This is a genomic window from Brevibacillus borstelensis, assembly GCF_036700025.1.
GTDB classification, from domain to species: Bacteria; Bacillota; Bacilli; order Brevibacillales; family Brevibacillaceae; genus Brevibacillus; species Brevibacillus borstelensis.
Window position 1 is genome coordinate 3,460,400 of record NZ_CP144922.1, and the last position, 25,958, is coordinate 3,486,357.

Below are 25,958 nucleotides of genomic sequence, written 5' to 3' on the forward strand. Positions count from 1 at the left end.
GTTTTGCTCAAAAAGTGAAAGGCCGGCTCACCTTTTGGCGAGACGACCTCGTCTTTGCTTACGCTGCACTTCCGGACGGTTTGGATTGCTGTCCCGGACGAACCTGCAATCCTGCATCCTGCAGCATCCATTCGATATAGCAACCATAGCCGGAGGTCGGATCATTCACAAATACATGGGTAACCGCACCGACCATCTTTCCATCCTGGATAATCGGGCTTCCGCTCATTCCCTGTACGATCCCACCGGTTTTTTCGAGCAATCGCTTATCTGTCACCTTGATGATCATGCCTTTCGTGGCAGGGAAATGCTGCTTCACGACATTCACGATCTCAATGGAGTACTCTTCTACCTTTTGACCTTCTACCACGGTAAGGATTTTGGCTGGTCCCTCTTTTACCTGTTCGGCCAGAGCGATGGGAATGGGCTCGGGATAAAAGCTTCTTTTTGGCTCCTCGTTCATTTTCCCGAATATGCCAAACGGCGAATTTTTCGTAATGTTGCCCAACACTTCGCTTTCATTGTAAAAACGGGCAAACTTTTCTCCAGGATTCCCGCTCTGCCCTTTTTCAATCGAGGTCACACTCGCCCGTACGATTTGACCGTCGCCGACAACAATGGCCTGTCCAGTGTCCACGTCGGAGATGACATGGCCCAATGCTCCGTAAGCTTTCGAATTCGGCTCGTAAAAAGTAAGCGTACCGACACCTGCAGCCGAATCACGAATGTATAAACCCATCCGGTACTCCTCATCCTTCTTGTCTTTAGCAGGCCTCAGCGTCACATTTACTTTCTCTTTGCCCCGGACGATGAGGAGCTGCAAAGGTGTCTGCTTTTCGCCGGCTTCACTTACCAGCTTTTTGACATCGTTCATGTCATTGATGTACAAGTCATTCATTTTAATGATACTGTCCCCGACATGTACACCCGCTTGTTCCCCTGGTGAGACTTTTTCTTTTCCTGTGTCAACCAGATGATGACCAACGACAAGAACGCCAGCAGTCTGCAATTTGACGCCGATAGACTGACCGCCCGGAATCACCCGCAAATCAGGCAGCACATTTACCTTGACCGCTTTCAGCGGGATGTTGCGCCACTTTACCTGCAAATTGGCTTCTCCCGCCCTCTTCGGTTCTACCGAAACTGGCTGACTCAGATCCACAGAAACTTCCCGGGCTTCCGTTCCATTGACATGCAGAATTTCCGGGTTGCTGTTGACCAACGTACCCATGACGGGCATAGAGACGCGCAGTTGCTTCAAGGAGCCTTCCATCAGGCGTAATTCATGGGGAAAAGAAGACAGGTCGTGGAACGGGGTGGAACTCACGACAAGCGCCGTGATAAGGAGAAGGAGACTTCCCATCCATTTTCTTCTGTTGTGACGGATCACCAGCAATCACTCCTACCGTTCCCTACCTACACCTACAGATAACACCTCCACCTTGTGTAGTTATACTATTGCCTGCGCGGCAATGGATTATGTCAGGAAAATCTAACACCAGTCGCAAGAATACAGCACTGAAAACCTCGGTGGACAGGGAGCTGTCAATGGGTGTATCAATTGCTATTTGCTGCGTAAACCTTACCTGAAACGCTCCGCATTCGGTACAACAGCAAACAAAAAAGCTGCCCGGTTACTTGGCAGCTTTTCGTTGTCGCCCGAGCGTGATCATCTCGCGCGCGTGCTCTTCTGTTTTTGCTGTAACCTCGGCTCCGCTCAGCATGCGGGCCAGCTCGGTGACCCGCTCCTCCTCGCGTAAGCTGTGAACGAGCGTCATTGTTTCGTTCTCGCTCATCTCCTTTTGAATCAGGAAATGGGCATCCGCGAGAGAAGCTACCTGCGGAAGGTGTGTGATGCACAACACCTGACGCTGGAGCGCGACACGTGCAAGCTTTTCAGCAATGGCTTGGGCAGCCCTTCCGCTTACCCCTGTATCGACCTCGTCGAAAATCAAGGTCTGCACCTGGTCGGTACCGGCCAAAATCGTCTTGATCGCCAGCATGACCCGCGAAAGCTCACCGCCGGAAGCGATTTTGGCCAAAGGGCGCAGCGGCTCTCCCGGATTGGGCGAAATTAAAAACTCGACGGTATCGATTCCGTTGGCATCGACGCGCCATTTGGCTCCCTCGATTTCCACCCCGTTTTCATCGGGAATTTGCCGGACATCGATGGCGAAGCGGGCGCGCTCCATATGTAATTCGCGAAGCTGCTGCTCAATTTCCTTGGCAAGCCTTTCTGCACAGCTGCGGCGGATCATGGACAGCTCCAGTGCCTCGACGGCGAGATCGGCAGCCAGCTCAACCAGCCGTTTTTCCAGTTGCTGCAGACGGTCATCGTAATGATGCATTTCGTCCAATTCATCCTGAATCGTTGCCGCATATTCCAGAATATCGTCTACATTTTTCCCGTATTTTCTCTTCAGCGTCTGGATCAAATCCAGCCTTCTCTCTACTTCCTGAAGCTGCTCCGGTTCAAAATCGAGCCGGTCGGAGAGCTGTCTGAGCTGGTGCACTGCATCTTCTACCTGATAGTATGCGCTTTGGACCGTCTCGAGTATCGGTCCCAACTGATCATCATAGGAGACAATTCGTTCCAGCTCGCTCATGGCATGTCCAAGCCACTCGCTTCCGCGCTGGTCGCCGTGCAGGGCCCGGTAGGCGTCCTGGATGCCTGCAAATACCTTCTCAATGTTCATCCATTTCTTTCTCTGCTGAAGCAGCTTTTCGTCCTCTCCGGGCGCCAGGGATGCTGCCTCGATTTCGTTTAACTGGTATTGCAGCAGATCGATCCGCTGAACGAGCTCCCGTTCGTTTTTGGACATCCGTTCCAGATCCTGTCTCGTCTTTGAATAGAGGCCAAACAACTGTGCATACTCCTGTTTGGCCGATCCCATTTCTTTTTCGCCGTAGGAATCGAGCCAGTGTATGTGCTTGTCCGCCTGCATCAGCATATGAGTGTCATGCTGTCCGTGGACGGTCACCAGCCAGGGGCCCAGCTCCCTGAGCATGGCAAGGGTGACAAGCTGTCCGTTGATGCGGATGATGCTTTTTCCCTGACTGGAAATATCGCGCCTGACGACAAGCGTGTTGTCCTGCTCTACCTGAACACCGAAGCTCTCGCAAACCGAAAAGGCCGGATGGCCGCTGGGCAGCTCAAACAGACCCTCGACTTCTGCCCGCGTTTCCCCGTACCGGACAAAATCAGTCGAGGCCCGGCCTCCCAGCAGCAGGCCGAGCGCATCAATAATAATCGATTTTCCCGCACCGGTCTCCCCGGTCAAAATGTTTAAGCCTTTTTGAAAAGAAATGGTTACGGATTTGATGATCGCAAAATTGCGTATGGAAAGCTCCAGCAGCATACTGTTTCCCCACTCCTTACAGCATTTCCATGAGCCGCTTGGTCACTTCTTCAGAGTTTTCCTTGGAGCGGCAAATAATCAAAATGGTATTGTCGCCGCTGATGGTGCCCATGATTTCTTCCCAAGGCAAATTGTCGATCAGCTCCGCTACTGCATTGGCATGCCCGGACAGCGTCTTCAGCAGGATAAAGTGATCGGCGTGATCCATGCTGACAAACGAATCAACCAGCATGCGGCGCAGCTTCTGGATCGGATTGAACTTCTGCTCGACAGGGAGCGAGTATTTGTAGCGGCCATCCGGCAACGGAACCTTCACCAGATGAAGCTCCTTGATGTCTCGGGAGACTGTCGCCTGGGTCACGTTAAAACCCGCTTCGCGCAAACGGTCTACCAACTCATCCTGCGTCTCCACCTCGTTATTTCCGATAATTTCACGAATGCGAATATGCCTTTGTCCTTTATTCATGCGATTACTCCCATTCCCCTTGTAATTTGGTGCGAATTGTTTCAAAAAAGCCGCCTTTTTTCCATTTGACCAATGGGGTCACATATGGCGACTTGCGGATGAAAATCTGATCGCCACCCTCCAGCTTGTATCCGAATTGCCCATCTATAGACAAGCCCATTTCGTGATGAATGGCATCCACCTCAATCCGAATAACCTGATTGGGCGATAGCACCATCGGGCGGGCAGTCAAAGAATGCGGCGCTACAGGCGTCAGCAGCAGCATATCGACATTCGGCGCCACAATCGGACCGCCGGCAGATAGAGAATACGCTGTAGAGCCTGTCGGACTCGATACGATCACCCCATCGCCGCTGAAGGTTGCCACATACACATCGTCCAAATAAACCGCACATTGAATAATGCGGCAGAACGACCCTTTGGCAATCCCGATGTCATTCATCGCCGTATAGCGGGCAAGCGTGGATTTGTTTCGGACCAGCTCTGCCTCCAGCATGGAGCGTTCTTCAATGTAGTATTGTCCAGAAAGCAGATTGTCGACGGCGTGGGGCAAATGCTCCGGGTCGGCTTCCGAGAGAAACCCGAGCGTTCCCAGATTGATGCCCAAAATCGGCAAGGAGCGTCCTGCCAAGCGGCGCGCGATGCCAAGCAAGGTGCCGTCTCCGCCCAGGACACACAAAAGCTGAGCTTCAGAGCCGATCGCTTCCAGGCTTGTCCCGATATCCCCTCTGCCTACGTAAGAAGCCATCTGTTCATCCAGAAGGACTCTGGCTCCTTTTTCCTCCAGCAAATATACCAATTCTCTGGCCACAATGCGGGCCTCAGGTTTTCCTTTATTCGCTACGATACCAAACGTCTTCAACATGGCCCACCCCAAAACTTCGTCGGTTGGAAATCCTTATACAAGTATACAACTTTTCATGCATACAAAAAAAGCCTCGACTTCCCGCATCGAGGCTTTTTGTCCTACTTTCACTTCAATTCGCGGTGAGCGATAGCCACAGTCTCACTCACCTTTTTCAGCCATTCCTCCGAAGCGAAGCCTCCGCCTGCCTTTTTTGCGTGCAGCAAAAACTCGATGTTTCCTTCTCCTCCGGTAATGGGCGAGTAAGAAAGACCGTGCAACGAAAAGCCGATTTGCATCGCGGCTTGTCCAATGTCGATCAACACAGCCTCGTGAATGTCCGGGTCACGAACAATGCCGTTTTTCCCGACGTTTTCCTTGCCTGCCTCGAACTGTGGCTTTACGAGGGCAACGACGTCGCCGCCTTGTTCCAAAAAACGATACAAGACCGGCAATATCAGTTTCAACGAAATGAAGGACACATCAATGGAAGCGACTTCCGGCCGCTCATCTTCAAAGCTGTCGGGGTCCATGTGACGGAAATTCGTTCGTTCCATCACCACGACCCGCTCGTCCTTCCTCAGCGACCAGGCGAGCTGATTGTAGCCAACATCAATCGCATACACTTTTCTCGCGCCATTTTGCAGTGCGCAATCCGTAAATCCGCCTGTTGAGGAACCGATATCCATCATGACTTTGCCGTCTATGACGAGGTCGAATATGTTCAATGCTTTTTCCAGCTTTAATCCGCCGCGGCTCACATACGGGTGAACCTCGCCCTTTACCGTGATGGCAATATCCTCGGGAAATTTGGTGCCCGGCTTGTCGCACCGCTCCCCTTTCACCTGTACGAGACCGGCCATTACTGCCGCTTTTGCCTTTTCTCTGGTGTCATACAATCCGCGTTCTACCAGCAGAACGTCCAGCCGTTCCTTTTTCATGCCTCGACAACGCCTTTCGATACGGGCAAAAATGCGCGGACACAGGCGACGATTTGCTCAGCCGTCAATCCGACCTCCAGCCGTTGTTCTTTCACGCTGCCATGCTCGACGAAATAGTCGGGAACGCCTATTGTTTTGACTCGGATATGATGGTACCCCGCTTCAGCCAAAAACTCGCGGACAGCACTTCCAAAGCCGCCCATCTCGGAGCCTTCCTCAACTGTAATGAGGTCATAGCCTTCCCGTGCCAGCCTGGTCAGCAGCTCCGCATCAAGCGGCTTGCAGAAGCGGGCATTTACCAGCATCGGATGGATCCCTTCGCGGCTGAGCTGTTCCACCGCGTGTTCCGCGATTTCGAAAATATGACCAAATGACAGGATCGCGACGTCTCTTCCTTCGCGGACGATTTCAGCCTTTCCGATCGGAAGCGGCTTCATCTCGTCATCGATCTTTACGCCTCGGACGCTTAGGCGGGGATAGCGGAAGGATATCGGACCGTCCTCGTACGCGACCGCCGTTTTCATCATATGGCGCAGCTCGTTTTCATCCTTCGGCGCCATGATGACCATATTCGGGATGGCCCTCATAAATGCGATGTCATACACGCCCTGATGCGTCTCCCCGTCAGCACCGACCAGGCCTGCCCGGTCAACGGCAAAGATCACGTTCAGCTTTTGCCGGGCCACGTCGTGAATCAACTGGTCGTAGGCCCGCTGCAGGAATGTCGAGTAAACCGCGAAGACAGGCTTCAAGCCTTGTGTTGCCAAGCCTGCGGCAAACGTGCATGCGTGCTGCTCTGCAATCCCTACGTCAAACAGCCGATCCGGGAAGCGCTCGCCAAACGGGATCAGACCGGAGCCCGCGGGCATAGCCGGTGTTACCGCCACGATCCGCTCGTCCTCTTCGGCCAGACTGATCATCGTGTCCGCGAACACCTTCGTATACATAGGTGCCGATTTCGGGGTATCGCCAGACTCGATTTTGTACGTGCCGATACCGTGCCATTTGACCGAATCCGCTTCTGCAGGCGCGTAGCCTTTGCCTTTTTTGGTGATGGCATGGATCAGCACCGGCCCCTTCGTCTGTTTCGCCGTTTTCAGGGTGTCGAGCATGAGCTCCATGTTGTGTCCATCAATCGGACCGATATAGGTAAAGCCCAGTTCCTCAAACAAGATGCCGGAGACGAGCAAATACTTCATGCTGTCCTTGAATCGCTCCGCCATATGGGCAAGCCTTCCGCCTACCGCCGGAATCGATTTCAGCAAATGCTCAAGCTCTTCCTTTGCTCGTTTGTAATTGGTCGCGGAGCGCAATTTGCCCAAATAATTGTGCAGGGCACCCACGTTTGGCGCGATGGACATTTCATTGTCGTTGAGCACAACGATGACATTTTTGCCTTCATGGCCGATGTGGTTCATCGCTTCCAGCGCCATACCGCCAGTCAGGGCACCGTCGCCGATGATCGCCACGACGTGGTTCTTTTCCTTTTTCAAATCGCGTGCGGTTGCCATTCCCATAGCGGCGGACAGGGACGTACTGCTGTGCCCTGTTTCCCAGACGTCATGCGGGCTTTCGCACATTTTCGGAAAGCCGCACAATCCTTTATACTGGCGAAGCGTCGGAAACATTTCGCGCCGGCCCGTCAAAATTTTATGTACATAGGCTTGATGTCCTACGTCCCAAATCAACTTATCTACCGGGCTGTTAAATACATAGTGTAGGGCGAGCGTCAATTCCACTACACCAAGATTAGGTGCCAGATGGCCGCCCGTTTTGGACAGGTTTTCCACAAGGAACTGTCGGATCTCGTCTGCCAGTGCGTATAGCTCAGGCAATGAGCATTTCTTCAGATCTTGAGGATTGTTGATGCTAGTTAGCAGCATTACTATTCCTCACTTTCACTCATTCTTGGGTCATTGGGTATGCTGCAATCCGAATCACTTTCGGACAACCTTGGTTCATTTAGCTTGCTTCATTATAACGGTTTCTTCATAAAAACTCCACTTTCATCTGTTTTCAAGAGAAATCGCGTCCAGCTTCTGGTAAAATAAAATCAATCCATCAAACCTTTTATGGGAGGGTTTCGTCCATGAGCACAGCAGTACCTTTTTCACAAATCAACTATGAACGCATCCCGCTGGCAGCGATCGAAGCCCGATTTGAAGAGCAGCTTGCTGCCTTCCAGCGGGCGTCCACCTGGCAGGAGCAAGACGAGGCGATGCTCCGCATCCAGGAGATCCGTCAGGAGGTAGAGTCTGCACGTGAAATTTCTCACATCAGACACACGATCGACACAACCGATTCGTTTTACAAGGACGAACAGGATTATTGGGATGAAGCAGGACCACAGTATCAAGGATTGGTGACAAAGTATTATGAGGCGATTGTCCAGTCCCGTTTCCGCAAGGAGCTGGAGGCCAAATGGGGAGCGCAGCTCTTCCGCATCGCCGAAACCAAGATTCGCACCTTTTCTCCCGAGGTCGTTCTCGACTTGCAGGAGGAAAACCGGCTAAGCAGCCAATACATGGCTTTGATCGCTTCGGCCCGCATTCAGTTCGAGGGCGAAGAGCGGACACTGCCGCAATTGATCCCGTTCCAGACATCTATCGACCGGCAGATGAGAAAGAGAGCGCACGAGGCTCGCTACAGCTTTTTCCGCGAGCATGGCGAAGAGCTTGATCGCATCTATGACGAGCTTGTGAAGGTGCGTACCCGAATCGCCCGCAAGCTCGGCTATCAAAGCTTTACAGAGCTGGCCTATGCCCGTCTGAATCGGACGGATTACAATGCAGAAATGGTGGCCGTCTTCCGCAAACAGGTGCTGGAGCATATCGTTCCTGTCGCCAGCAGCTTGTATGAAAGACAGCGTGAAAGAATTGGCGTGGAGACTTTGCGCTACTATGACAAGCCGTTCCAGTTCGCTACCGGAAATCCTACGCCCAAGGGCTCTCCCGAATGGATCGTGGAAAACGGCAAGCGAATGTACAATGAGCTTTCCAAGGAAACCGGGGAGTTCTACTCTTTCATGCTTGAGAACGATTGCATGGATCTGTTGAGCAAGAAGGGCAAAGCGACAGGCGGTTATTGCACGTACATCAGCCAATACCGACTCCCTTATATCTTTGCCAATTTCAACGGCACTTCCGGCGACATCGATGTCTTGACACACGAGGCCGGACACGCTTTTCAGGTTTACATGAGCAGGGACTTCGCCGTTCCGGAGTACCATTTCCCTACCTATGAGGCTTGTGAAATTCACTCCATGAGCATGGAGTTTTTGACCTGGCCGTGGATGGAGCTGTTTTTTCAGGAAGATACGGAAAAGTACAAGTTTTCCCATCTCGCCGATGCGCTTCAGTTCATCCCTTACGGCGTAACGGTTGACGAATTCCAGCACGCCATCTATGAAAATCCGGATATGACTCCCGCGCAGCGGAAACAGACATGGCGCGAAATCGAGCGCAAGTATCTGCCTCATCTCAATTATGAAGACAATGATTTCCTCGAAAACGGAGGGTACTGGCAACAGCAGGGCCATATTTTCATGGACCCCTTCTATTACATCGATTATACGCTTGCGCAAATCTGCGCCTTCCAATTCTGGAAGCGGGCCCAGCATAATCCGGCAGAGGCGTGGGACGATTACCTTACCCTTTGCAAGGAGGGCGGCAGCAAGTCGTTTACCGAGCTGGTAAAAGTAGCGAAGCTGGATTCGCCGTTTGAGGACGGCTGTGTGTCTTCCGTGATCGGGGATATCAAAAAATGGTTGGACGGCGTGGATGACAAGGCTTTGTAGGTGTAACAACCTTGTCAATCTAATGACGAAAAAAAGACGCGGAAGCAACTGCTCCGCGTCTTTTACTTTTTCCGTTCCATGACGTAATCAGCCAGTGGCATGAGGGCCGAGTGATCCATTCCAGCGCTTCTCAACACTTGCTTGGCTTCGGCGACAAGCTGCAGCAAACGCGCCTTTGATTCGTCCATGCCGATCAGCGCCGGATAGGTAGCCTTTTGCCGATCCGCATCGCTTCCGACGGCTTTGCCGAGCTGGGAGGAATCTCCTTCTACATTCAAAATATCGTCCTGGATTTGGAAGGCCAGTCCGATATTTCTTCCGTATTGGGTCAAAGCATCCATCTGCTTCTCTGTCGCTTCCGCCAAATAGCCGCCGCCCCGCAGCGCAGCAATCAGCAAATCACCTGTCTTATGCTTGTGGATGTACTCCAGTTCAGCCAGACTCAGCTGTTTGCCTTCGCCCTCAATATCAGCCATCTGGCCGCCGACCATGCCGGTTGCTCCCGCCCGTTTTCCAAGCTCCGCAACCAGTCTTACCACCGTCTCCGACTTTACGTCGGGATGGTTCAGGTACCGCTCGGCAACCAATCCGAAGGCGCGCGTCAGCAAGGCGTCGCCGGCCAGGATTGCCGTTGCTTCGCCGAACACTTTGTGATTGGTCGGTTTGCCTCTCCTCAGATCGTCATCGTCCATCGCAGGCAAATCATCGTGAATGAGCGAATACGTATGTATCATTTCCAAAGCAGCCGCATAGGGGATGCCGCGCTCCACAGGCTTGTCCAGGGCTTCCAGAACGGCCAGGACCAGCATCGGGCGCAGGCGTTTTCCCCCTGCCATCAGCGAATACGCCATGGATTCGTACAGTGTAGCCGGAACACCCTCCCGCTCCAACAGCGATGTCAGATGCTGCTCGATGAAGCTTGTCTTTTCTTCCAGATAGGATTGGAGGGATACGGCCATCAGATTTCACCCTCCACACGAAACGGCTTTTGCTTCAGCTGGCCGTCTTCTTCGATCAGCTGTGTGATTTTGGCTTCGATCGCATCCAGCTTTTGACTGCAGATTCGGGAGAGCGTAACGCCTTCCTGATAAAGCTGGATCGCTTCCTCCAGAGGAATCTCGCCTTCCTCCAGCCGATTCACCACTTCTTCAAGCCGTTTCATCGCTTCTTCAAACTGAATGTCAGCCTCTTGGTCCGTCTTTTTCCGTGCCATCTCGCTTCTCCTCCCGGTAAATCTGTTCCACGCGTGCAGTAGCACTTCCATCCTTTAATCGTAACATGAGTTCTTCGCCTGGAGCAAATTGCTCAACCGATTTTACCAGTTGTCCGGAAGCGTACACGAGCGAAAATCCGCGCTGCATGACTTTCAGCGGGCTTAATGCATCCAGCTGCGCAACGGATGAAGCAAAAGACATCCTGCTCTTGACCAGACGCTGCTTCATCAACTCGTCAAGCCGGGCACGGCTCAGCCCAATCGCCTTTTTCTGTCGTTCGACCACATCTGTAAGCCGATACCGCCTGACCCGATCGGACAGCTGATTGTACCGATCCCTGCGTCCTTTCATCAGGTGTTTGACCGCTTGACCCAGCCGCAGGGAAACCTCATCGAGCCGTTGCTGCGCTTCTTCCACCCGTCTCTGTGGTCGCCGCATCGCATAGGATTGGGCAAGTCCCTCCAGACGCTTTCGCTCCGAGGCCAGCCGTCCATGCAGCGCTCGACTCATCCGGGTGTCCAGCTGCTTCACCCGCTCCAGCCATTCGAGGTAATGGGGAACAGCAAGCTCGGCTGCCGCTGTAGGCGTCGCAGCGCGAACATCTGCTACAAAATCGGCGATTGTGACATCGGTTTCATGCCCGACTGCGGAAATGACGGGAATCGAGGAAGCTGCAATGGCACGGGCGACCTGCTCCTCGTTAAACGCCCACAGCTCCTCGATCGACCCGCCTCCACGTCCGACGATGAGAACATCGATGTCTGGCTGACTGTTCATAATCCGAATCGCTGCAACGATGGAAGCAGGCGCTTCTGTCCCTTGGACGACAGCCGGGGACAAGACGATTTCCGCCTGTGGATAGCGGCGCCTGATCGTCGTGCAAATGTCGCGGATGGCCGCTCCGGTAGGCGACGTGACTACCCCGACTCTTCTCGGAAAGGCTGGCAGCGGACGTTTTCTCTCTGCGGCAAACAACCCTTCTCCCGCAAGCTTTGCTTTTAATTGCTCAAAGGCAAGATAAAGAGAACCGATTCCGTCCGGCTGCATTTCCTTGGCATAAAATTGATAAGCGCCGTCCCGTTCATAGGCAGAAATGGAACCGCGCACGATCACCTTGGTTCCATCCTTGGGCAGAAAGCGAAGAAAACGATTGTAGCCGGCGAACATGACCACCTTGACCCGCGACTGGCTGTCCTTTAAGGTAAAGTACATGTGACCGCTTGTATGATGAACAAAGTTGGAGATTTCACCGCGCACCCAAATGTCCTGCAAGCGGACATCCTGCTCCAACACCTGCTTAATGCAGCGGTTCAGGTCGCTGACTGAAAAAATTTGACGACTCGTCATGCGTACCTCCCGTTTTGGTAAGTTTCATCACGGACGCAAAAATCGCTCGCCTGAACCGTTTTTTCTGCATGCTTCGTGGTAGCTGTACCTGTAATCGTCTGCAGAAACTACCTGGCGAGATTTCTGGCCGCTTCAATTGTATTTTTCAGCAGCATTGTAATCGTCATCGGACCGACACCGCCCGGAACGGGTGTGAGGTAGCTCGCTACTTCCTTTACTTCATCAAAGCGGACATCTCCGACGAGCTTGCCGCTCTCAATGCGGTTTACCCCGACGTCAATCACCACTGCTCCCGGTTTCACGTCCTCTTTTCCGATCATGTGCGCCTTGCCGGCCGCGACGATCAAAATATCTGCCTGACGTGTGTAGGACGGCAAATCAACAGTCCGCGAGTGGCACATCGTCACCGTCGCATTTTCTCGCTGCAATAAATACGATACCGGTTTTCCGACGATGTTGCTGCGGCCGATGACGACTGCGTGTTTGCCTTCGATCGTCATGCCAGTGCGCTTGATCAGCTCGACTACACCGTTGGCTGTACAAGGCAGCAAAGAATCGTATCCGATCATCATGTTCCCGACATTGACCGGGTGGAACCCGTCGACGTCTTTTTCCGAACTTATCGCCTCGATGACTGCCTTTTCAGAGATATGAGCCGGAAGCGGCAACTGTACCAAAATGCCGTGAACGTTCGGATTTTCATTCAATTGATAGACGATCTCCAACAATTCCTTTTCGGTGATGGATACGTCCTTATAAATGATTTCCGAGCGGATTCCCACTTCTTCACAACCGCGAGCTTTCCCTCTGACATAGGAATGCGAAGCGGGATCATCTCCCACAAGAACGACGGTCAATCCCGGCACGATTCCATTTTGCTTCAGTTCTGCAACTTCGCCAGCCAATTGTTCCCGAATATCTTTTGCAATTTCCTTGCCATACAAAATAGTTGCTGCCATGGCGAAGAACCCTCCTTCGTTTGGATCACTACGTTAAGTGTACCGATTCAAGGAGATGATGTAAAGCCGAATTTTATAAAGTTAATAATTGTTTAATGTTCGTGTTTTAGTTTTTGCCAGCCCAACATGGCCACTCCGTACGCATTGTCTCCAGAATAGACTGGATCGCAAAAGTACAAGCGCGCCTTGACGGCAGGATGTTCCAAACGCTTGGTCAACCGCTCTCGTATGTACTGATTTGCCGCTACACCGCCAACGATCAGAATTTCCCGAGGAAGACCCTCCTCTACGGCATGACGGAGCACTTTTTCCAGCGTGCTTGCTATACATTGCTCCGTCGCCCTGGCAATCTCTGCGGCCGGTACGCTTCCGCCCTCAATCGCCCGCAACAGTGCCGCTTCCGGTCCAGAGAAGCTGAATGATTTCCCCTGCACTGAGGAGGAGACGCGAAAATCTCCGGACGCCTGCAAGGCGAGCTTTTCCAACTGTGGTCCGGCCGGGAAAGACATCCCCAGCGCCACGCCGATCCGATCAACCAGTTGACCTGCGTGCAGATCTGTCGTTCCGCCCACTTTCTCGATCTGGTATCCGTCTTCCTTTCTTTCGCACAAGAGCAGTTCGCTCGTTCCCCCAGACAAATGAACCGCGAGAAACCGGTTTTCACGCGGCCGCTCTGCTGCGGTATACTCGCCCGCTGCGATATGCCCCTCCTGATGAGTCGTCAAAAAGGCGGGTACCTTCATGTAGGCTGACAGTGACTTCGCCAAGCCTTCCCCCACTTTAAACACCGGCATGTACGAGCCATCCACCGGACGCGGCTTTTCGCTTGCACAGACGGCAACGATATCGTATTCGGTCCATCTCATCTCATTGCTCAGCTCGGGGAGGTTCATCACATGCTGAAAGACGGCTTCTGATTGCTGCAGACCACGCTTGCCTTCTTTTACTCGAAGAAGTCGTTTCGCTTCTGCCACAATCCGGCCGTCTTCCGCTGCCAAGCACAACGATGTCCGGTAGTTGCTCGTATCAATTCCCAACAATACCTTTGTCATGCTGCTTCACCCATCTCTACGCGTTCGCAGTTTGGCGAGCTTTCAAATAACTGGACAAAACGCCGTTAATATACCGATAAGATTGTTCGTCGCTGAACAGTTTGGCAATCTCGATCGCCTCATTCAACGCCACTTTATCCGGAATGTCCTCTTCAAACATGATTTCAAAAAATGCAAGACGAAGGATGGCCCGGTCTACATTGGCGATTCGCTCCAGACGCCAGCCGCGAAGATATTTTTGGATCTCGGCATCGATCTCTTGCAGACGATCAAGTACGCCCTTTACCAGAAAATGAAGGTAAGAGGCGTCTTCTTCGCTATCTTCCATAACCAGTTCGAGGGCAGCTTCCATACTTACATCTGCCATGTCGATCTGAAACAAGCATTGAACTGCTTTTTCTCGTGCTGTCCTACGTTTCATCACGTTCACCTACTCATAAAATTGAGGTCCCTGCCCCGCTTAGCGAAACTTCCCAGGGAGGATACGATCAAGAATTTCGCGCAAATCCTCTTTGTGATCCAGTTTGCGTCCAATGTAATAACCGGTGGAGACAAAGACGACAAACACCAGTGTATCCCAAAAACCGACGAGAAGGTAGATGATGCCGAAAAAAAGTCCGGCGGCTACCCCCAGTAGTTTCCCCTTGTGTTCCCACAACAACTCCCATATCATGACTTTCACCTACTATTCCACTCGTTTGCGAGCCGCGTAATTCTCATGCTGGGCTACTTCCGTCACAACGACCGCCACCTCGGAGATGATGACGCCGGCAATACCCTCCACCTGCTCCTTGATATCGGTCTGCAGCTTCTGGGTCAGCTCCGGCAAGGGCGTCTCTCCGTCGACAGAGACGCGGACTGTGATCGTGTTTCCGCTTTCCAGCGCCCGTACGACAGTCTTTAAATCGCGGACCCCCTTCACTCTTCTGGCCGCCCTCTCGGCGATTGTCTGAATGGTTTGCAGGGTTATGTTTACTTCACCCAAGTCGCTGCGCTGGCGAATGCCCTTCTCCGTTTTCGGTTTCTTGGAGCGGCGGAAAGAACTGAAAAAGAACCGCAAGCTGACAATTAAAAAAATCACCGCCGTGATCAGATAGGCAGGCTGGAAACCGCCAAGCAGCTGCTCTAAATAGGGGCGTATGTATTCAGCTGGGATCAGTCCGCTCGAGGCTCCGATCACGCCGACAGAGAGGACGATCAGCGCAAAACTGTACAAAGTCAGGATAAAGCGGTCAAACAAATTCACAAGCATCTCTCCTTTGGTGCAAAGGTAACAAGGAGGCCGTTACTCTTAGATGAGGAAAAATGCCCCCTGAGGCATAGGGGGCATCCAAACTTGCTGATGAACTAGCGGACGCGCTGGAAATCTTCCACGGCAGCCGGCGCTTTTTCTTCGGGCTTCAGCTCTACGTCCACAATATGTACGTTTACTTCCACGACCGACAGACCCGTCATGCTTTCGATGGCGTTGCGCACACTATCTTGAATATTTCGAGCGACATCCGGGATACGGTGTCCATATTTTACGATAATCGATACATCAACTGCCGCTTCGCGCGAGCCTACCTCTACGCGTACGCCGCGAGCTATATTTTTACGGCCGAGCCGTTCGACAATCTCACCTACGAAACCACCGCTCATTTGTGCTACACCCTCTACCTCAGAGGCAGCCATACCGGCGATTACTTCCAGGACTTCGGGAGCGATCTGCACCTTACCAAGCTCTGTTCTTTCTAGATCCGGTGTAAACTCTTCCACGCTTCGCACCTCCCTATGGTTTTGTAACCCATTATAACAAGCAGCTTCCACTTTTACAAATCAAGCTTCGTCCAGATTCAGTTCATGAATCTCCAGGAATTTCGTGTCAAACTGACCGCTGGCGAACACTTCGTGGTCAAGCACCTTGAGATGGAACGGAATCGTCGTGTGCACACCCTCCACGACAAACTCGCCGAGCGCCCGCTTCATGCGTTCGATCGCTTCCGTGCGGTCTTTGCCCCAGACGATCAGCTTCGCGATCATCGAGTCGTAATAAGGCGGGATGACATAGCCGGTATAAGCGGCGCTGTCGACGCGCACACCGAATCCGCCCGGAGCGAGATACGTCGTGATTTTCCCAGGGGATGGCATGAAATTCTTGACCGGATTTTCCGCATTGATCCGGCATTCGATGGCCCAGCCATTCAGCTTGATGTCGTCCTGTGTAAACGACAGCGGCTGGCCTGCAGCTACCGTGAGCTGTTCTTTAATCAAATCAAATCCGGTTACAAGCTCTGTCACCGGATGTTCAACCTGAATGCGGGTGTTCATCTCCATAAAGTAGAACTTCCCGTGTTTGTCCAAAAGGAATTCAACCGTTCCTGCGCCGTGGTAATTTACCGCTTTGGCTGCAGCTACGGCCGCTTCCCCCATCTCTCTCCGCAGTTCCTCGCTCAGGGCGGGAGATGGCGCTTCCTCAATCAATTTTTGATGGCGTCGCTGAATGGAACAGTCGCGCTCACCCAAATACACGACATTGCCGTGCTTATCTGCCATGATCTGAATTTCGACGTGGCGCGGTCCTTCGACGAATTTTTCGAGATAAACGCCCGGGTTGCCAAAGGCAGTTTTCGCCTCGTTTTGCGCTTGACGGATCGCCTTTTCCAGATCCTCATCGTCTACAGCAACGCGCATCCCGCGGCCTCCGCCGCCGGCGGTTGCCTTTACCATCACCGGATAGCCGATTTCATTGGCCGTCTTGATCGCATCGGCGATATCCTCGACAAGGCCATCTGTTCCCGGAACAGTCGGTACACCGGCTGATTTCATCGTATCCTTGGCGGTGGATTTATCGCCCATCTTGACGATGGCCTCCGGGTCAGGCCCGATAAATGTGATGTTGCAAGCGGCACAAATCTCGGCAAAGTCGGCGTTCTCTGCCAAAAACCCGTAGCCGGGATGGATGGCGTCTGCCCCAACCTTGGTGGCTACACTCATGATGCTCGCAATGTTGAGGTAGCTTTCTTTCGATGCTGTGGGTCCAATGCAGTAAGCTTCGTCAGCCAATTTTACGTGCAGCGCTTCGCGATCTGCTTCGGAGTACACAGCTACCGTACGAATGCCCAACTCGCGGCAGGCGCGAATGACACGGACAGCAATTTCGCCCCGGTTGGCAATCAATACTTTTTGAAACATTACGCTCTCCTCCAACCTATTCTGGCTTCACCAAAAACAGCGGCTGGCCGTATTCCACCAGCTGACCATCCTCAACCAGCACTTTCACGATCTCCCCGGATACTTCTGCCTCGATCTCGTTGAACAGCTTCATCGCTTCCACGATGCAAACAACCTTGTTCGGGGTCACCTTGTCGCCCGCTTGGACGTAGGCAGGCTTGCCCGGCTCAGGGGAACGGTAGAATGTTCCCACCATCGGGGACACGATTTTGTGCAGGTTCGACTCATCTACGGCTGCTGCTGCCGGCTTCGGAGCCTCAACCGGCGCCGCAGGAGCTTCTGCCACTGCCGGTGCAGCTGCTACGGGAGCCGCTGCTTGGGCGACCGGAGCCACTGGAGCCTGTACGACCGGTTGCGAAACGTAGACGGTTTCCCCGGCCGATTTTTTCATTGTTACCTTTGCTCCATCGATTTCAAGCTCGAATTCGTTAATGGACGACTGATCAATCAACTTGATAATTTCACGGATTTCATGAATTTTGAACACAGGTAAGCACTCCTTCATTTCGAAAGATAACCAGGGAGTATGGTATGTATCGAGGTCTAACAATCATGGTAGCTTGTCACCACCCCAACGTCAAGAAAGGATTTCCCCTCATTTCCAGCGAAAAACGAGGAGAAACCCTTACCAGCATGCCCGTTTTCAATGATCCTTAGTACCTCGTCAGGAAGCTTTGAATTGTACGGTGATATTGGTTGCCGGGACGTTCAGATGCTGTTTTACATTGGAGATGATGTCCACCACTTCATCTGCGCCCAGTTTGTCTTTTTGCACGATTACTGTCACCTTGTCATTTTGCGTGAACACGACAGCGTCTTTGTAGCCGCTTGTTTTCAGCATTTCTTCTACGGCCATTGTGGCGCTCTCCATCGTAGAGAGCTCTTCGTACTTCGCTTTCGCCTCTGCTACTGCCTGCGGGGTCGCATCCGGGCTGCCCATGATGCTCATCTGCTCGTCTTTTTGCTGCTGGAGTTGGGCTTCCCGCTTCATTTTGTACCCGGTGAAAATTTCGCTCGGGGTATCAGCCAGCGTCGCCGTTTCCTTGGTATCTGTCTGCTGCTCCTTGTTGGCATTTGCCGTATCTGCTGCCGCAGGTTCCGTTTTTGGCTTGCCCTCGACAGGAGCTGCGTCAGTGGCTGGCGTCTCTGTCTGTTTGCTCTCAACCACGACACCAGAAAGCGAGTCCTGCTCAGGCTGCAGCTGCTGCAACTGTTGCTGCCCCAGCGTCGACACTTGACTGTCCGGCCCTTTGACCAAATAGTAGCCCGAGAGGACCACCATCACGGCCAGCATTGTCAACAACCATACCGTTTGCTTGCGAAGCATCATTTGTCATTACCTCCTAACCTTTTTTAGGCAATATCGAAATTTTGTAGGCAGGCACATCCAATACTTTTTGAACCGCTTCGGTGATCCACGCTTTGACTTGTATGTTGTCGGCGCCTTTTGCCACCACCAAAACCCCTCTTACCTTTGGCTTTAGCGTTTTGAGGATAACGGGCTGATCCTGTTTGCCTCCCTGGACCACGACCACTTGTTCATCGCGGGATTGGTCATTTTGATTCCGCGTGGCTCGCTCCTTGTCCGTTTCCTGATTGGTAGAGGAACGGGTATTGGTGTTTTTCCCGACGACCAGCTCCGGCGTCGAATCCAGATTGACCATGACTTCAACCTCTCCCACACCGACTACGCTGGCCAATATTTCCTTCAGCTGCGTTTGATACATGTTTTCGTATTCTGCGATGATGTCGGGCGGATTGGCTCCTCCGAGCACCGGCGCCGACTGTTCGGTTCCAGGCGGTCCGGTCGGTTCATTGCCTCCAATCCCGAAACCCATCGGCTGATCGCGTTCAACATTCAGGAAATCGGTCAAAATCATGATGGCCATCCCGATTCCCAATATGACGATAAAATAGTGGATCGGCTTCAGCTTCTTTTTATCTGAATCTGCGGCCAACCATTGCTTCAGCTTCCCAAACACCCCTGCTCACCTCACCTTGAACGACTGCATGTCACCGCTTCTCAATCTTGTCCTGATCCCTGGTAACGACTACCATATCCTCGCTTAAGCCCCATTGCGCTGCCAGATCACTGGCAATCCGTTTGGACAAGGCATCTTTCTGCTTTGCAGCAGCCGGCAGCTCCTTTTCTTCTTGCCCCTGGCTTTGACTGTTTACCTCGATGCGTATCGGTTCGATCGGTTCGACCGGCTTGATCGCGCTTGCTGTTTCCCCGCTGCTCCCTTCTGGGGCGATCGCTACCTCGATGCGCTGCAATTTTGCCTGGTCTGCATTCTTGTTGTCCAACAGAACCTTGACTGCCGTTACCTCCACTCCGTGATCCTCCTTGAGCTTCGTTCGAATGGATGCCTCCACCTGACTTTGCACGTAGGCGTCTATTTGCTTTTCCTGCTTTCCGGCCAGCCTCTCGGCGATGCGCTTCCACTCGGTGTCGGAGGGCCGGTTCATCTGCTCCTGGTAGCGGTCCAGCTTAAGCGCCAGATCATCCTGAGAGAGCTGAAACAGGGCGAACACAGGGGAGATGATCGTCATCAAAATAATCAGTCCCATCACCATTTTGACGTAGCGCTGCATGCTGGTATTGGGCAAAATGAGGTCGAGGAACGCAGCCAGGAGAACAAGTAAGATGATCTTTTTCAGCCAGAGCGTAAGCCATGTCATCTGCTTCACCTACCGAACCATCATGGAGATATTGCCCGCCGCAATGATAATGGTGATGGCCAAAAAGAACATCAGCCCTACCGTGGCCAAAGCCGCAAAGACAAAGATTAGATTTTTCCCGATCGCTCCGAGTGCCGCGATGATCGGACTATTGCCCAAAGGCTGCAGGACGGCGGAGGAAAGATTGTAGATCATGGCCAAAATCAGGATCTTGAGGGCCGGGAATGCGCACAGGAGGAGCAGAATCAGGACCCCTGCCAATCCGACTGCGTTCTTGACCAGAAGAGAAGCATTGAGCACTGTGTCTGCCGCATCTGAGAACATCCTGCCGACAATCGGGATGAAATTGCCGGTAATGTATTTGGCCGTCCTCAGGGTTACCCCGTCAGCTACTGCCGACGTAGCCCCCTGGATGGAGATGATCGCCAGAAATATGGTAAGAAAGGACCCGAGCGCTCCCATTGCAATATTGCGCAAGAGGGAAGCAAGCTGCGTGACCTGGTATCTTTCCGAAAAGAGGCTTGCGATCGACAGCATGGCGGACAGAAACAGGAGCGGAAATATGACGTAGGAAATGAGTATCCCGCTGGTATTGATGAGAAAGATGATGAGCGGGTGAAACATCGTCGCTGACGCCAAATTTCCTACAGAAGCGAGCAGAGCGATGACCAGAGGAATCATGGCCAGCATAAAGTCGGACATGTCGCTGATCGCTTCTTTGGCGTACGTGATGGCCACATGGAAGCTGTTAATGGCGAGCACCATCAGCACGAGATAGGCAATCGAATAGGCTACCGTCGTCACGGCGTTGCGTTCAAAGGCGTTTTGCATCGTCTCCAGAATCATGGCAAAAACCGTAATAATGATGATCGAGCTGAGCAGTTTGCCATTCATCAAAATTTCATGGAAAACAAATTTGCCGAAGCCCTTGAGAAACCCGGAGAGACTAAAGTCCCCCTGCTGCATCAACAACTGGAGAAAACCGGGAGCCTGCAGATCAGGAAGATACCCTTTGTAATCGCGCTGCAGCTCTGTCCAAAACCTTTCGACCCGGTCAACCTGCAAATCGTCTACCTGCTGCTTGATCAGGTAATCGACAGAAGGTGCTGGTGTCGTCACGGCAGCCGAGAGAGAGGTTGACGGCAGGAAGACAAACAGCAGAAACAAGAAGAGCGACCAGCCCGCACGAGTCACTTGCACCCCTCCCCCAACTACGCCGGCAACAGGTCTATGACCGTTTCGATAATGATCTGAATGATCGGAACGGCCATGATCAGAATCAACACTTTCCCAGCCAGCTCGATTTTGGAAGCGATGGCTCCCTGACCGGCGTCTCTGGTCATTTGTGCCCCGAATTCAGCGATATAGGCAATTCCGATGATTTTCAAGATGGTTTCCAAAAATACGAGATTGAGGTCAGCTTGTACCGCCAGACGCTCCAGAATCCTGATGACCTCCGCTATTTTACCGATCAGAAAGTAAAAGATGACAACGCCGCTCGCGATGGCCAGCAGGTAGGCGAACATCGGTTTTTGTTCCTTGATGACCAGCGCGAGAATCGTAGCCACCAATCCCAGTCCGACGATTTGTACGATCTCCATTCGCCTTCCCTCCTCAATTAAACAGGAAGACGCGTTTTACCTCGGAAAACAGGTCGCCGACATAGTGAGCTACCATGTACAGCACGATGATAAACCCCACCAGCGTCGCCCAGTGTGCGATGTCCTCCTTGCCAGCCTGCTTCAGAACCGTGTGCAGAATGGCTGTAATAAATCCCACCGCCCCGATCTGAAAAACAGGTGTCAAATCAAAATCCACAGTGAACACCTCGCCTTTAGAACATCAGGATGACGACCAACAACCCGCACAGGAAGCCGAGGCTTTTGTACATTTTCTCGTACCTGTTTTGTTCCGCTCGCGCCTCTTCCTCCAACCCGCGAAGGTGTGTAACGGCGAGACGCAAATGCTTTTGCTGGTCTTCCCGATCAGATGATCCGAGCACCTGTCCCAGACTGGTCAACACATCCCGCTCTTGCTTGCGAAGCGACGTTTGCTGCCAGTGTCTATCGATGGCCAGTCTGAGCGCTTCGTCGGCGTTCTGTGCCCGCTCCTCGCGAAGGCTGCCCGCAGCAGTCTGGAACAGCTGTCCAATCTCTGTCGGCAGCCGGTTTCCCACTTTGAGCAGGGCAGGCTGCAACGGGGTCAGGCCGTACACGATCTCCGTCTCCAGCATCTGCAGCCCTACGAGAAGGGCTCTAAGCTGCACGGGACGATACGCATAAAACCGACCAATTTGCCACCCTACCATGGAAGCCGAGAACAGGATCAGCACGGCTCCGATCAGCTTAACCATGCGACCTCCCCCTTATCGACCGGTTCGAGACTCCGGTCGTAGACGCCTTGAATCGTCCCTACGCCCTTCGAGCGGCTCAGAACAAAATAGCGGGAGAAGACGCCGCTTTGAATCAATTTTCCCAGTGCCGGACGCCTCGCCACCTCTTCGATCTCTGCGCCGTGCGCAGAACAGATTACGGAAACACCGGCATGGACGGCTTCCCATACGGCTTCGCCGTCTTCCGGCCGCCCCACCTCATCCACGATCAGGACATCGGGTGACATCGAACGGATCAGCATCATCATTCCTGCTGCTTTTGGGCAAGCATCCAGCACGTCCGTTCTCGGGCCGACATCCCGCTGCGGAACACCGTTCAAGCAGCCGGCAAGCTCGGAACGCTCGTCCACAATGCCCACTTTGCGGCTGGAGGACCATTCGTTCCCATAGCTGATGGAGCGGGCAATATCTCGCAGGAGCGTTGTTTTTCCGCACTGTGGAGGCGAGATGATCAGGGCATTCAGGATTCGTCCGTTTTCGAACAGATAGGGCAGGACCTTCTGTGCCGTCCCTTTTTTCTCGCGAGCGATCCGGATGTTAAAGCTGGTAACGTCGCGAATCCCTTTTACTTCTCCCCGTTCCAGGACGACCTTGCCGGCAATGCCGATCCGGTGTCCCCCTGTAACAGTGATGTAGCCGCGTTTCAGCTCTTCTTCCAGAGTGTACAGAGAGTGCTGGCTGACCAGGTTCAACAGCTTGACCGACTGTTCTTCAGTGAAGGTCCACCCTTGTCTGGCATTGGCTGTCAGCTGTCCTGCGGCTGTCACGTAGCTCGACTGCTGCCCAAATCTTATTTCCAGCGGCTGATTTTGCCGTAGGCGGATTTCCTCCAGATGCTCTCTGACGGCGGAGGGCAATGCAGTCAGAATGCTGCGGATGGTCGCCGGCAAAATCGCCATGATCTCGTTCACGACTTATCCCTCCTTCGTGTCTTTGACACTTCAGCCTTTGTCCACGTCGACTTACCTCCATCCTATGCGGGTCTGGACGAGTTTTATGCCAAGAAAACGCCAGAGAAACGCTTGCTAGCGAAAGTCGCGGGAACCGCACGAGTACTACGCGTATCAACGCAATCATTTCTCAAACAAAAAAACCGGCTTCCATACCGGTCGGTCCGGATGAAAGCCAGTTCACCATTTGTTCGCTCGATGTTTTTCAGGTGGCATTGATCGGTTCATATTGCCTGTCCTGCGGATAGGGTTCGATGATGTAATGATGGTACCCTTCATCATCCTCCCCCTCTTGAAAGAACATGATCTCATGGCACGAGGGACACTCGATTTCATAAGAGGCTATCACATTGTCGTCAGAATCCAGCTCGTAAGTGGAGGCATCCTCGTCGTCCTGATCCGCAAATTTATCATAGAGGACGCTGTCGTCGTCTTCGTCACAGTCATCCACCATCTCGTACAGATCATCCTCATCGCCGAAAAGGTACAACTCCACATCGTCGAGATCATCGTCAATTGCCTCTACGTAATCTTCGGTTTCCTCGATCCTGGCGTGCAATTCCCTGAACTGACCGTACATTTCGTCCAGTACCTCAATTACTTCCGACAGTACCTTTCCCTCATTGCTGTTCTGTGTCAGGTCCAACCCATCTGCCAAGCCGCGCAGATACGAAATTCGATTAGCCAATGATTCAAGCACGAGGAACCCTCCTTTATCCGTTTACTTTCGCTATTGTTCCCGAAAGTCGGGAGGGTTACTAATGCCAAATCGTATCCGTCATTTTCTGACCCCGATGAATATACAGACGATGCCCGCAAATATCCACATGATTTTTGCGAAGCTGATCCGGTCCGACATGCCGATCAGTCCGATTGTCGTAGTCGACAGCAGTACAAGCGGACCTACAATGGCAAGTCCCGAATTGATCAGCAGCGCCTTCTCCACCTCGTTTACTTTTAAAATAAACAGGGCCGCCAGCACTTCAATGGTACCAGACATCACTCTTAGTGTAGCCATCCCTATGATCGCTTTTTCCCACATCACTCCTCGCCCTCCTCCCTATCACTCTATGCTCGTCCCGGGCAGATTCATCACTGAAAGCTGGGCAATCGCCTATAGGCTTGCGGCTCACTCCCAACCTCACCCGCACATAGACTAAAAGCAAACGCCTAGAAGAAATGAGGAAAACAGCCATGTTTAACCGCGATCTTCCCTTCTGGCCCGATGGATGGTCGGACCCGTCCCGGCGAAGACAACCCAAACCACGCGCGACCGGATTAACCATGGTCATCGATAAAGGAATGGGTCGCGCAGCATTTTACGACCTGATGGAGCTGGCTGCCCCTTACATCGACATTTACAAGCTGGGCTTTGGTACATCCGTCCTCTACCCCGGCAAATTTCTGCAACAAAAAGTGGAAGAGGCCAAAACATGGAATCTGCACATCATGCCAGGCGGAACCCTTTTTGAAATTGCCCTTTGCCAATCCACTCTGGAGGCATATATCGAACAAGTGAAAGCAATCGGGTTTAATGCGGTCGAAATCTCCGACGGAACCTTCCCCCTCCCCGCCGACCTCAGAAAAAGGGCGATCAGTACGGCGGCAGATGCCGGGCTGATCGTCTACTCGGAATTTGGCAAAAAATCGGCAGATTTCCGTGCCGAGCAAGACGAGCTGCTGCGTACACTGGAGGCTGATCTTCTAGCAGGCGCCAGCTACGTGATCGTAGAAGCCCGCGAGAGTGGGACGGTAGGCGTATTTGATGGGAAAGGAAAAGTGGAGACCAGCTTTTTGCTGGATATTCATAAGGCCGCCGGCTCCCTGGCAGACCGGCTAATCTGGGAAGCTCCCCAAAAGGAACAGCAGGTCGCCTTGATTCAGACGCTGGGCGCCAGTGTAAATCTCGGGAATATTGCTGGTGCCGACGTATTAGCCGTCGAGACGCTGCGAAGGGGGCTGAGGGGTGACACTGCCGCGATGATGGCCGAAAGGAGGGCCGCTACGTGCGAATAGATGTCGTTCCCACCGTTGAAGAAATTCGCTACGATCAGATCGGCAACCGCGTCGTCATCGTCATCGATGTACTGCGTGCGTCTAGTTCGATCGTGACCGCGCTGGGAACCGGCTTTTCGGTTGTCGTTCCCGTAGAGACCATCGGGCAGGCCAACGCGCTGCGGACAGAAAACTGCTTTCTTGCCGGTGAAAGACATTGTCGGAAAATCCCTGACTTCGACTACAACAACTCTCCTACCGAACTGGCTGGCCACTCGCAAAAAGGGAGCGTTCTTATCCTCACTACCACGAATGGAACACGTGCGATCCAAAAAGCGGAACGTGCCTCCTCCCTGTTGATCGGCTGTTTTCTCAACGCAACCGCTTGTATCCAGTACGCACTGTCAAAACGTCTGGACATCACCCTGTACTGCGCCGGAACACGATCCGAATTTGCTCTCGAAGACGGTCTGGCTGCTGGCCTCATGATTCACAGAGCAAAGCTGCTGCAGCCGCAGGTTCAACTCTGCGATTTGGGAGAAGCGCTCCGGGCCAGCTATTTGCATCTGTCGGACCGATTGCCGCAGCTTTTGCCCCACACGACGACGGGCAGAAGACTGGTCCAGCATCATTTTGCCGATGATCTTGCCTTTTGTGCACAGATTGACCACTATCGCCTGGTCCCGATTGTACGAGAGAAGCGAATACTTCCCCACCTTGTCTCATAAAGTGAAAGAAGACTAGGGAC

General features: G+C 52.9%; 30 protein-coding genes. 3 read left to right on the forward strand and 27 right to left on the reverse strand.

The window, feature by feature from the left end:
- Positions 1-58: 58 nt before the first annotated feature.
- From spoIVB to dxs, 6 genes are all read right to left on the reverse strand, one after another.
- Positions 59-1,390 carry a SpoIVB peptidase gene (gene spoIVB / locus V5G20_RS16460; protein WP_003387243.1) on the reverse strand — a complete coding sequence of 444 codons (1,332 nt, stop codon included), beginning with the start codon at positions 1,388-1,390 and terminating at the stop codon, positions 59-61.
- A 244-nt stretch (positions 1,391-1,634) separates the two neighbouring features.
- Complete coding sequence (gene recN / locus V5G20_RS16465; protein WP_338461350.1) at positions 1,635-3,359, reverse strand: DNA repair protein RecN; 1,725 nt, start codon at positions 3,357-3,359, stop codon at positions 1,635-1,637.
- Positions 3,360-3,375: 16 nt separating this feature from the next.
- Entirely contained in the window at positions 3,376-3,825 is a 450-nt protein-coding gene (gene ahrC / locus V5G20_RS16470) for a transcriptional regulator AhrC/ArgR (protein ID WP_003387250.1), read from the reverse strand.
- A 4-nt stretch (positions 3,826-3,829) separates the two neighbouring features.
- The gene (locus V5G20_RS16475) at positions 3,830-4,687 is read right to left on the reverse strand and encodes an NAD(+)/NADH kinase (protein ID WP_024984906.1); all 858 of its coding nucleotides are present in this window, start codon (positions 4,685-4,687) and stop codon (positions 3,830-3,832) included.
- 110 nt (positions 4,688-4,797) lie between these two features.
- The gene (locus V5G20_RS16480) at positions 4,798-5,610 is read right to left on the reverse strand and encodes a TlyA family RNA methyltransferase (RefSeq protein ID WP_172920381.1); all 813 of its coding nucleotides are present in this window, start codon (positions 5,608-5,610) and stop codon (positions 4,798-4,800) included.
- Positions 5,607-7,493, reverse strand: a complete 1,887-nt coding sequence (dxs, locus tag V5G20_RS16485; protein WP_024984905.1) for a 1-deoxy-D-xylulose-5-phosphate synthase — start codon at positions 7,491-7,493, stop codon at positions 5,607-5,609. Before dxs ends, V5G20_RS16480 begins: the two co-directional genes overlap by 4 nt.
- Before the next feature lie 206 nt (positions 7,494-7,699).
- Between dxs and V5G20_RS16490 the strand changes: the two genes are divergently transcribed.
- The gene (locus V5G20_RS16490; RefSeq protein ID WP_039070837.1) at positions 7,700-9,406 is read left to right on the forward strand and encodes a M3 family oligoendopeptidase; all 1,707 of its coding nucleotides are present in this window, start codon (positions 7,700-7,702) and stop codon (positions 9,404-9,406) included.
- 62 nt (positions 9,407-9,468) lie between these two features.
- Here V5G20_RS16490 and V5G20_RS16495 read toward each other — a convergent pair whose 3' ends face one another.
- The 21 genes from V5G20_RS16495 to V5G20_RS16595 form a co-directional block, all read right to left on the reverse strand.
- Positions 9,469-10,365 carry a polyprenyl synthetase family protein gene (locus V5G20_RS16495; RefSeq protein ID WP_338461354.1) on the reverse strand — a complete coding sequence of 299 codons (897 nt, stop codon included), beginning with the start codon at positions 10,363-10,365 and terminating at the stop codon, positions 9,469-9,471.
- Positions 10,365-10,619 (reverse strand): exodeoxyribonuclease VII small subunit, encoded by a 255-nt coding sequence (gene xseB / locus V5G20_RS16500; RefSeq protein WP_338461356.1) that lies wholly within the window; start codon positions 10,617-10,619, stop codon positions 10,365-10,367. The genes V5G20_RS16495 and xseB overlap by 1 nt, the downstream gene beginning before the upstream one ends.
- The gene (gene xseA, locus V5G20_RS16505; protein WP_003387259.1) at positions 10,588-11,967 is read right to left on the reverse strand and encodes an exodeoxyribonuclease VII large subunit; all 1,380 of its coding nucleotides are present in this window, start codon (positions 11,965-11,967) and stop codon (positions 10,588-10,590) included. Before xseA ends, xseB begins: the two co-directional genes overlap by 32 nt.
- Before the next feature lie 107 nt (positions 11,968-12,074).
- Positions 12,075-12,926 (reverse strand): bifunctional methylenetetrahydrofolate dehydrogenase/methenyltetrahydrofolate cyclohydrolase FolD, encoded by an 852-nt coding sequence (gene folD / locus V5G20_RS16510; protein WP_338461358.1) that lies wholly within the window; start codon positions 12,924-12,926, stop codon positions 12,075-12,077.
- 92 nt (positions 12,927-13,018) lie between these two features.
- Positions 13,019-13,978 carry an O-sialoglycoprotein endopeptidase gene (locus V5G20_RS16515; RefSeq protein WP_024984903.1) on the reverse strand — a complete coding sequence of 320 codons (960 nt, stop codon included), beginning with the start codon at positions 13,976-13,978 and terminating at the stop codon, positions 13,019-13,021.
- A gap of 16 nt (positions 13,979-13,994) precedes the next feature.
- Positions 13,995-14,399 (reverse strand): transcription antitermination factor NusB, encoded by a 405-nt coding sequence (gene nusB / locus V5G20_RS16520; RefSeq protein ID WP_003387262.1) that lies wholly within the window; start codon positions 14,397-14,399, stop codon positions 13,995-13,997.
- A 39-nt stretch (positions 14,400-14,438) separates the two neighbouring features.
- Positions 14,439-14,651 (reverse strand): DUF2273 domain-containing protein, encoded by a 213-nt coding sequence (locus tag V5G20_RS16525; protein ID WP_003387263.1) that lies wholly within the window; start codon positions 14,649-14,651, stop codon positions 14,439-14,441.
- A 12-nt stretch (positions 14,652-14,663) separates the two neighbouring features.
- Complete coding sequence (gene amaP, locus V5G20_RS16530; protein ID WP_003387264.1) at positions 14,664-15,224, reverse strand: alkaline shock response membrane anchor protein AmaP; 561 nt, start codon at positions 15,222-15,224, stop codon at positions 14,664-14,666.
- A gap of 101 nt (positions 15,225-15,325) precedes the next feature.
- Positions 15,326-15,736, reverse strand: a complete 411-nt coding sequence (locus tag V5G20_RS16535) for an Asp23/Gls24 family envelope stress response protein (RefSeq protein ID WP_003387265.1) — start codon at positions 15,734-15,736, stop codon at positions 15,326-15,328.
- 60 nt (positions 15,737-15,796) lie between these two features.
- Positions 15,797-17,152, reverse strand: a complete 1,356-nt coding sequence (gene accC / locus V5G20_RS16540; protein WP_024984902.1) for an acetyl-CoA carboxylase biotin carboxylase subunit — start codon at positions 17,150-17,152, stop codon at positions 15,797-15,799.
- Between the two features lie 16 nt (positions 17,153-17,168).
- Positions 17,169-17,678: an acetyl-CoA carboxylase biotin carboxyl carrier protein gene (gene accB / locus V5G20_RS16545; RefSeq protein WP_003387267.1), complete on the reverse strand. Its 510-nt coding sequence runs from the start codon at positions 17,676-17,678 to the stop codon at positions 17,169-17,171.
- Between the two features lie 177 nt (positions 17,679-17,855).
- A complete protein-coding gene (locus tag V5G20_RS16550) occupies positions 17,856-18,521 on the reverse strand; it encodes a SpoIIIAH-like family protein (protein ID WP_003387268.1) in 666 nt (221 codons plus the stop codon).
- Positions 18,522-18,534: 13 nt separating this feature from the next.
- Positions 18,535-19,173, reverse strand: coding sequence for a stage III sporulation protein AG (gene spoIIIAG, locus V5G20_RS16555; protein ID WP_003387269.1), 639 nt, complete (start codon positions 19,171-19,173; stop codon positions 18,535-18,537).
- Between the two features lie 31 nt (positions 19,174-19,204).
- Positions 19,205-19,873, reverse strand: coding sequence for a stage III sporulation protein AF (gene spoIIIAF, locus V5G20_RS16560; protein WP_031931802.1), 669 nt, complete (start codon positions 19,871-19,873; stop codon positions 19,205-19,207).
- A gap of 9 nt (positions 19,874-19,882) precedes the next feature.
- Entirely contained in the window at positions 19,883-21,067 is a 1,185-nt protein-coding gene (gene spoIIIAE, locus V5G20_RS16565) for a stage III sporulation protein AE (protein WP_422387973.1), read from the reverse strand.
- Positions 21,068-21,084: 17 nt separating this feature from the next.
- The gene (gene spoIIIAD / locus V5G20_RS16570) at positions 21,085-21,474 is read right to left on the reverse strand and encodes a stage III sporulation protein AD (RefSeq protein ID WP_003387273.1); all 390 of its coding nucleotides are present in this window, start codon (positions 21,472-21,474) and stop codon (positions 21,085-21,087) included.
- A gap of 13 nt (positions 21,475-21,487) precedes the next feature.
- Positions 21,488-21,691 (reverse strand): stage III sporulation protein AC, encoded by a 204-nt coding sequence (spoIIIAC, locus tag V5G20_RS16575; RefSeq protein ID WP_003387274.1) that lies wholly within the window; start codon positions 21,689-21,691, stop codon positions 21,488-21,490.
- A gap of 16 nt (positions 21,692-21,707) precedes the next feature.
- On the reverse strand, positions 21,708-22,226 hold the full coding sequence (spoIIIAB, locus tag V5G20_RS16580; protein ID WP_003387275.1) for a stage III sporulation protein SpoIIIAB: 519 nt from the start codon (positions 22,224-22,226) through the stop codon (positions 21,708-21,710).
- On the reverse strand, positions 22,214-23,176 hold the full coding sequence (spoIIIAA, locus tag V5G20_RS16585) for a stage III sporulation protein AA (protein WP_003387276.1): 963 nt from the start codon (positions 23,174-23,176) through the stop codon (positions 22,214-22,216). Before spoIIIAA ends, spoIIIAB begins: the two co-directional genes overlap by 13 nt.
- Before the next feature lie 244 nt (positions 23,177-23,420).
- A complete protein-coding gene (locus V5G20_RS16590) occupies positions 23,421-23,915 on the reverse strand; it encodes a CD1247 N-terminal domain-containing protein (protein ID WP_031931800.1) in 495 nt (164 codons plus the stop codon).
- A 78-nt stretch (positions 23,916-23,993) separates the two neighbouring features.
- Positions 23,994-24,257: a YqhV family protein gene (locus V5G20_RS16595; RefSeq protein ID WP_003387278.1), complete on the reverse strand. Its 264-nt coding sequence runs from the start codon at positions 24,255-24,257 to the stop codon at positions 23,994-23,996.
- A 152-nt stretch (positions 24,258-24,409) separates the two neighbouring features.
- Here V5G20_RS16595 and V5G20_RS16600 point away from each other — a divergent pair, with 152 nt between their 5' ends.
- Together V5G20_RS16600 and V5G20_RS16605 are read left to right on the forward strand one after the other, a co-directional pair.
- Positions 24,410-25,231: a phosphosulfolactate synthase gene (locus V5G20_RS16600; RefSeq protein WP_003387279.1), complete on the forward strand. Its 822-nt coding sequence runs from the start codon at positions 24,410-24,412 to the stop codon at positions 25,229-25,231.
- A complete protein-coding gene (locus V5G20_RS16605; RefSeq protein WP_024984898.1) occupies positions 25,222-25,938 on the forward strand; it encodes a 2-phosphosulfolactate phosphatase in 717 nt (238 codons plus the stop codon). The genes V5G20_RS16600 and V5G20_RS16605 overlap by 10 nt, the downstream gene beginning before the upstream one ends.
- Positions 25,939-25,958: the final 20 nt, after the last annotated feature.

Bases quoted from the DNA above. Each gene is read 5' to 3' on its own strand.
- nusB (WP_003387262.1), bottom strand. From the start codon at position 14,399: ATGAAACGTAGGACAGCACGAGAAAAAGCAGTTCAATGCTTGTTTCAG.
- V5G20_RS16515 (WP_024984903.1), bottom strand. From the start codon at position 13,978: ATGACAAAGGTATTGTTGGGAATTGATACGAGCAACTACCGGACATCG.
- accC (WP_024984902.1), bottom strand. From the start codon at position 17,152: ATGTTTCAAAAAGTATTGATTGCCAACCGGGGCGAAATTGCTGTCCGT.
- V5G20_RS16595 (WP_003387278.1), bottom strand. From the start codon at position 24,257: ATGTGGGAAAAAGCGATCATAGGGATGGCTACACTAAGAGTGATGTCT.
- spoIIIAF (WP_031931802.1), bottom strand. From the start codon at position 19,873: ATGACATGGCTTACGCTCTGGCTGAAAAAGATCATCTTACTTGTTCTC.
- V5G20_RS16550 (WP_003387268.1), bottom strand. From the start codon at position 18,521: ATGATGCTTCGCAAGCAAACGGTATGGTTGTTGACAATGCTGGCCGTG.
- spoIIIAD (WP_003387273.1), bottom strand. From the start codon at position 21,474: ATGGAGATCGTACAAATCGTCGGACTGGGATTGGTGGCTACGATTCTC.
- xseA (WP_003387259.1), bottom strand. From the start codon at position 11,967: ATGACGAGTCGTCAAATTTTTTCAGTCAGCGACCTGAACCGCTGCATT.
- folD (WP_338461358.1), bottom strand. From the start codon at position 12,926: ATGGCAGCAACTATTTTGTATGGCAAGGAAATTGCAAAAGATATTCGG.
- V5G20_RS16480 (WP_172920381.1), bottom strand. From the start codon at position 5,610: ATGAAAAAGGAACGGCTGGACGTTCTGCTGGTAGAACGCGGATTGTAT.
- spoIIIAB (WP_003387275.1), bottom strand. From the start codon at position 22,226: ATGGTTAAGCTGATCGGAGCCGTGCTGATCCTGTTCTCGGCTTCCATG.
- ahrC (WP_003387250.1), bottom strand. From the start codon at position 3,825: ATGAATAAAGGACAAAGGCATATTCGCATTCGTGAAATTATCGGAAAT.
- V5G20_RS16490 (WP_039070837.1), top strand. From the start codon at position 7,700: ATGAGCACAGCAGTACCTTTTTCACAAATCAACTATGAACGCATCCCG.
- dxs (WP_024984905.1), bottom strand. From the start codon at position 7,493: ATGCTGCTAACTAGCATCAACAATCCTCAAGATCTGAAGAAATGCTCA.
- V5G20_RS16525 (WP_003387263.1), bottom strand. From the start codon at position 14,651: ATGATATGGGAGTTGTTGTGGGAACACAAGGGGAAACTACTGGGGGTA.
- V5G20_RS16495 (WP_338461354.1), bottom strand. From the start codon at position 10,365: ATGGCCGTATCCCTCCAATCCTATCTGGAAGAAAAGACAAGCTTCATC.
- recN (WP_338461350.1), bottom strand. From the start codon at position 3,359: ATGCTGCTGGAGCTTTCCATACGCAATTTTGCGATCATCAAATCCGTA.
- V5G20_RS16600 (WP_003387279.1), top strand. From the start codon at position 24,410: ATGTTTAACCGCGATCTTCCCTTCTGGCCCGATGGATGGTCGGACCCG.
- xseB (WP_338461356.1), bottom strand. From the start codon at position 10,619: ATGGCACGGAAAAAGACGGACCAAGAGGCTGACATTCAGTTTGAAGAA.